Raw genomic sequence first — 5,275 nt, 5'->3', positions numbered from 1 at the left:
ATCGGGCCCAGGTGTCCAGCGGCTCGCCCAGCGGTCCACCACGCGGCCCAGGAAGGCGTCGCCCACCGGAACCGAGAGGATCTCCCGGTGCGCTCGACCTTCTGGCCTTCTTCGATCCCGGTGAAGTCACCGAGCACGACCACGCCGATTTCACGGGTGTCGAGGTTCTGGGCCAGGCCCAGGGTGCCGTCTTCGAAACGAAGCAGCTCGTTGGCCATGACGGAGGGAAGACCCTCCACCTTGGCAATGCCGTCGCTAGCTGTAATGACGCGTCCGACTTCGGTACGCTCTGCCTTGCCCGGTTCGTAGGACGCTGCGAACTCGTTTAGGGCATTGCGGACGTCATCAGCGTTGATGGTCAAATCGGCCATCTGCAGTCCCTGCTCTCCTAATTTGTGATCCGAAGGCTGGGCAACGGATCGAATGTGTTTGAAGTCTGAAGTGGTCCTGGCCGGCAGGACTCCACCTGATGGTGAAGCCCTACCCTGCCAGGGCGCGGCGCAGTTCGGCCACGCGCGATGCCACGGAGGCGTCGACGATGTCGTCGCCCACCTTGATCACCAGGCCGCCGACCAAAGTCGGATCGACCGAGACGTTGATCTTCAGCTCACGGCCGTACAGCTTGTTCAGGCTGGCTTCCAGTCGCTGGACCTGCACGTCGGTCAGGGCCCGCGAGCTGACGATGTGGGCGATCCAGCGCTGCTGGCGCTTGGCCACCAGCTCCATGAAACGCTCCACCAGGCGGACCGGCTTCATCCCGCGCGGGGCGGTCACGGCCTGGCGCAGCAGCAGCTGCGCGGCCGAGGAGGCACCCGGAACCAGCTTCAGGGCCAGGTTGGCCTTCGCCTCGGCCGGAGCCTGGGCGTCGTCCAGCGCGGCCTGCAGCTGGTGGTTGCCCGACACGACTTCGGTGAAGTCGAACAGGTCCTTTTGCAGCTTGTCCAATCCCGCAGCGTTCGCCTGCTGTTCTGCCACGCAGCCACCGCGGTGACCGCCAGGGTTTCCAACGCATCGCTAATGTCGCGTTCCGAGCTCCAGCGGGTGGAAGCCAGCTGCTTGACGGTGTCCTCGGCGTCGGCCGAGACCTTCCCGCGCAGCAGCGAGCCAGCAGCCCCGCCTTGTCGGCGGCTTCACGGGCCGGATCAGTCAATGCGCGGCGAAGGCCGGAATTCGTATCCAGCACCTGAAGAACCGCAAACAGTTCCTTGGGAAGCTCAACGGTCGCCAGGGCCAGCTTGGGCTCCAAGGCCTCCAAGGCCTTTGCCAATGACTCGCTCGATACACTTGCCATTAGTTCGATGCACCTGCGTTCTGCTGATTTTCCAAGTCGGCCAGGAACTGGTCAACCACGCGCTGGGAACGGGCATCGTCCTGCAGCGCTTCGTCAACAATCTTGCTTGCCAGCTCGGTGGCCAGCGTTCCCACGTCGCTGCGCAGCGAGGTCAGGGCGGAGTTGCGCTCCGCCTCGATCTGACGCTGAGCCTGCTCGGTGATGCGGGTGGCCTCATCGGTGGCTTGGCCTTCAGATCGGCAAGGATCTGGGCACCTTCGCTACGTGCTTCCTCACGAATGCGGTTGGCTTCGGTGCGAGCCTCCAGAAGCTGGGCCTGGTACTGGGCCAGGGTCTCCTCTGCTTCCTTCTGGGCCGCCTCGGCCTTTTCCAGTCCGCCTTCGATCGCGGTCACGCGGTCTTCATAGGCCTGCTCAAACTTCGGGGCAATGACCTTGATGACGATGAAGAGCAGAACCGCGAAGCCGACACCCGTGACGAGAATCTCCCACGGGTTGGGCAGCAGCGGGTTTGCACCTTCGCCCGCAGCGAGGATGAAGTCTGTGCTGTTCATTCTCACTTTTCCTTATCTACTAGTTTCCGCTTGTGTATGGGCCCCGCGATAGTGGCAGGGCCACTACAAATCGCGGAAAGACTAGGCGCCGATTACGAAAGCGAAAACCAGGCCCAGGATGGCCAGTGCTTCAGTCAGCGCGAAGCCGAGCAGGGCGATCGGCTGCAGGATGCGCTGGGCTTCCGGCTGGCGGGCCACACCGTTGATGTAGGCGGCGAAGATCAGACCCACGCCGATTGCCGAACCGATAGCAGCCAGGCCGTAGCCGATCATATTCAAGGAGCCGTGCATTTGTTTATTCCTTTCAAGATACCGAGTTGGTCATCGGTAGGTTGTGAGGTATTCCCTTGGGAGCGAGGGAAAATCTGTTTTTGATTCTAGAAGTAATGACCTAGTGCGCGTCAGCTTCGATGGCGCCCTGGACGTAGATCGCGGTCAGCAGGGCGAACACGAATGCCTGCAGGGCCATGATCAGCAGTTCAAGGAAGTACATCGCAACCGAACCGAGGATCACCGCAACGCCCAGGCCGCTGTAGGCCAGGCCTTCCTGGACGGTGATCAGGTAACGGGCACCGGAAGCAGCCAGCATCACAATGATGTGTCCTGCCAACATCGTCGCCATCAGACGCAGCGAGTGCGTCAGCGGACGGACGATGAAGTTCGAAATGATCTCCAGCGGAATCATCAGCGGCAGGATCCAACCGGGGACCCCCGCCGGGGTTACGGCCAGCTTGAAGTAGCGCAGGCCGTGGTTCTTCAGGCCCACCCCGATCCAGGTGCCGTAGATGATGATGGCCATCGCGTATGCAGAACCGGCGTGTGAGAACGACGGCAGCTGCAGGAACGGGATCGCGCCGAAGAGGTTGTTCAGCAAGATGAAGAAGAACGTTGCAAAGAGCAACGGGGTCCAGGGACGGAAGTTCTTCTCGCCGATGATGTCGCGGCTGATGCCGTTGCGCACGAAAGCGTAGCCGCTCTCGGCCAGGTACTGCATCTTGCCGGGAACCAGCTTCGGATTCCTGATGGCTGCGGTGAAGAACCAGGTGATGAGGATGATCGACAGCACGATCATGATCATCTGCTTGCCGACACCGGTGCCGTACTCAGCAAACCAGGGGAAAATATCTGGCAGGTGGGTATCGGACACGGTTGGCGGGACGAATCCGCCCTCATTTGAGGCCATTGGGAGCGCAAACGCGATCAACGCGCTGTCCTCTCTGCAGTAGCGGTCACGGGCAAAGGCGGTGACTGGCGTAACTGCCTCTCACCGTGTAGAAAAAGATCGATCGGGTACGCAGGTCGGCATCGAAAACACTCGCGCATCGACGCTGACGCATCATGCCTCCCGGTCACCCGGAAGCGCAAAATTTTGTCGGCTACCGCAGTTGCTGCGGTCACCTCGAAAATGACCCGAAGACAGCCTATCAAACTCACAGCTTTTCAATGACATTTGCGGCCATTGATCACTGCGTTAGGACTCGTTGTAAATCGGCATCCGGGCCTTGGAGAAGGCCCGGATTTCCCCGACCTGCCAGGCCACCAAAACGATGGCCGCGGCAAGCACGAATCCCTGTCGGTTGGCCCAGCCGGGCAACCCCAGGTTCAACAGCACGAACGCCAACCCGAAGACCTTGATCGCGAAGACCGCCAGGAATGCGGGCATGGCCCAGTTCCTGTGGATCCGCCCGGCCAGCTCGGCCACGAGCAGACCCGTGGCGAAGAAACCGATCACCAGCGCGGCAGCCAGCATCCCCGAGAGCGCATACCACCAGTCGGCCACGAGCCATGAAATCAGGAAAAAGGCCGCGGTACCGATCAGCGCATACACCAGGGAACTGACCAACACCGGCATCCAGATGGAGTCGGGGGCCTTGGATGCCGGGACGCGGCCGGAGCCTGGTGTCTGGGGCATTCAAAGTCCTTAGCTTGCAAAGTCTTGAGCGTGGACTTCCGCGGGATTGCTTCCGCCGAAGAACGTGCCGTGCAAAACTGTCTATTCGCCGCTGGCCCGAAGGCCGACCGCGAACGATCCAGAGTAAATTCTACACGAGATAGAAAGCTTCTCCGTCACCGATGACGAAGTCTTTCAGTTAGCGAAGCGTAACGCTTGGAGACCAGCGGCCACCAGGTCAGCAACCCGGCGCCGATCAGCAGCAGGGCGAACAGCGGGATCATCACCTGCAGCGGGATGAAGGCGATCAGCACCACACCGGCGGCCACCAGCAGCGCCCACAGGTAGAGCAGCAGCACGCTCTTGCGCACCGAGTGGCCCTGGGCCAGCATCCGGTGGTGGATGTGCATCGAGTCCGGGGCGAAGGGAGAGCGCCGCTTGGACAGGCGCCGGATCACCGAGAGCAGCAGGTCCAGGGCCGGGAAGAAGATGATCACCAGCGGCAGGGCCATGGGCATGTAGGCCGGTACGTTGCGGAAGCGGTAGGCCTCAAGGCCCTGCACGTCGCCGGTGACCACCACGGTGGACACCGACAGGATCAGTCCCAGGGCCAGCACCCCGGTCTCTCCCATGAAGATGTTCGCCGGGTTGAAGTTGTGCGGCAAGAAGCCCAGGCACGCCCCGAGCAGGATGGCGCACAGCAGCGCCGCCAGGTTCGCGTAGTCCGCGGCGCTCACGTGGGTGGCCAGCACGTAGGAGTAGAGGAAGAAGGTCGCCGCGCCGATCGCGGTCAGCCCCGCGGCGAGCCCGTCCAGCCCGTCGGAGAAGTTGATGGCGTTCATCGTCAGCACGATCAGTCCGATGGTCACCAGGTACTGCATCACCGGGGAATCAATGGACCAGGTGCCCACCGGCAGCGCCTTAATCACGATCCCGCTTTGGGCGATGATCGCCCCGATCCCCAGCTGCCCGATGAACTTCACGTACCACTTCAGGTCGTAGAGGTCATCGGCGATCCCCAGCACCACGATCACCACCAGGGCGAAGACGATGCCCATGATCGGTGAATCGTTGCGGAAGATTGCGTCGAAGAACTCCAGCCGGCTGGCCACCCAGAGCCCGGCCAGCAGCGCCCCGATCATCGCCAGTCCCCCGAACTTCACGATCGGGTTGCTGTGCTGGTCGCGGTCGCGCAGCTTCTGGGAGGAGACGAAGCGTGCCCCGAAGCTGCGCACCACGGGGGTGAGCAGGTAGGAGGTGACGAAGCTGAAGGCGATCAGCAGGACGTACTGTCTCATGCGTCCTGGCTCGGTGCGCTCTCACCCAGGCCGAGGACCTCCGGGACCACCTCGCGCAGCGCCTGCAGGGAAATCGCGCCCTGGCGCACCACGAAGAGGTGCTCCCCGGTGGCATCCACAATGGTGGAGGGTTGTGCCTCGCCGAGCAGGCCGCGCTGGCCGCCGTCGAGGTACACATCCACGCTGGCGCCCAGCTGCGCTTCGGCCTCATCACAGGTGGTGGCGGCCGGCTGTCCGGTGCG

5 protein-coding genes and 3 pseudogenes are annotated in these 5,275 nt (G+C 62.5%); all 8 read right to left on the bottom strand.

Annotated elements, in window-relative coordinates; translation table 11 throughout:
• Positions 1-371: pseudogene (locus JCM19049_RS07790) on the bottom strand (F0F1 ATP synthase subunit alpha); the annotation flags it as partial.
• Between the two features lie 109 nt (positions 372-480).
• Positions 481-1,291: pseudogene (locus tag JCM19049_RS07785) on the bottom strand (F0F1 ATP synthase subunit delta).
• A pseudogene (locus JCM19049_RS07780) lies at positions 1,291-1,844 on the bottom strand (F0F1 ATP synthase subunit B). The pseudogenes JCM19049_RS07785 and JCM19049_RS07780 overlap by 1 nt, the downstream one beginning before the upstream one ends.
• A gap of 81 nt (positions 1,845-1,925) precedes the next feature.
• Positions 1,926-2,135, bottom strand: a complete 210-nt coding sequence (locus JCM19049_RS07775) for an ATP synthase subunit C (RefSeq protein WP_054821307.1) — start codon at positions 2,133-2,135, stop codon at positions 1,926-1,928.
• 100 nt (positions 2,136-2,235) lie between these two features.
• The gene (gene atpB / locus JCM19049_RS07770) at positions 2,236-3,048 is read right to left on the bottom strand and encodes a F0F1 ATP synthase subunit A (protein ID WP_054821306.1); all 813 of its coding nucleotides are present in this window, start codon (positions 3,046-3,048) and stop codon (positions 2,236-2,238) included.
• Between the two features lie 267 nt (positions 3,049-3,315).
• The gene (locus JCM19049_RS07765; protein ID WP_054821305.1) at positions 3,316-3,756 is read right to left on the bottom strand and encodes a hypothetical protein; all 441 of its coding nucleotides are present in this window, start codon (positions 3,754-3,756) and stop codon (positions 3,316-3,318) included.
• 155 nt (positions 3,757-3,911) lie between these two features.
• Positions 3,912-5,033, bottom strand: coding sequence for an MraY family glycosyltransferase (locus JCM19049_RS07760; RefSeq protein WP_054821304.1), 1,122 nt, complete (start codon positions 5,031-5,033; stop codon positions 3,912-3,914).
• On the bottom strand, positions 5,030-5,275 hold a 246-nt coding region (locus JCM19049_RS07755), incomplete at its 5' end, for an L-threonylcarbamoyladenylate synthase (RefSeq protein WP_279402717.1). The genes JCM19049_RS07760 and JCM19049_RS07755, both read right to left, overlap by 4 nt.

The sequence above is a fragment of the Arthrobacter sp. JCM 19049 genome (assembly GCF_001310435.1).
The sequence above is the reverse complement of the archived record's forward strand: the minus strand, read 5'-3'. Positions and strand labels throughout refer to the sequence as shown.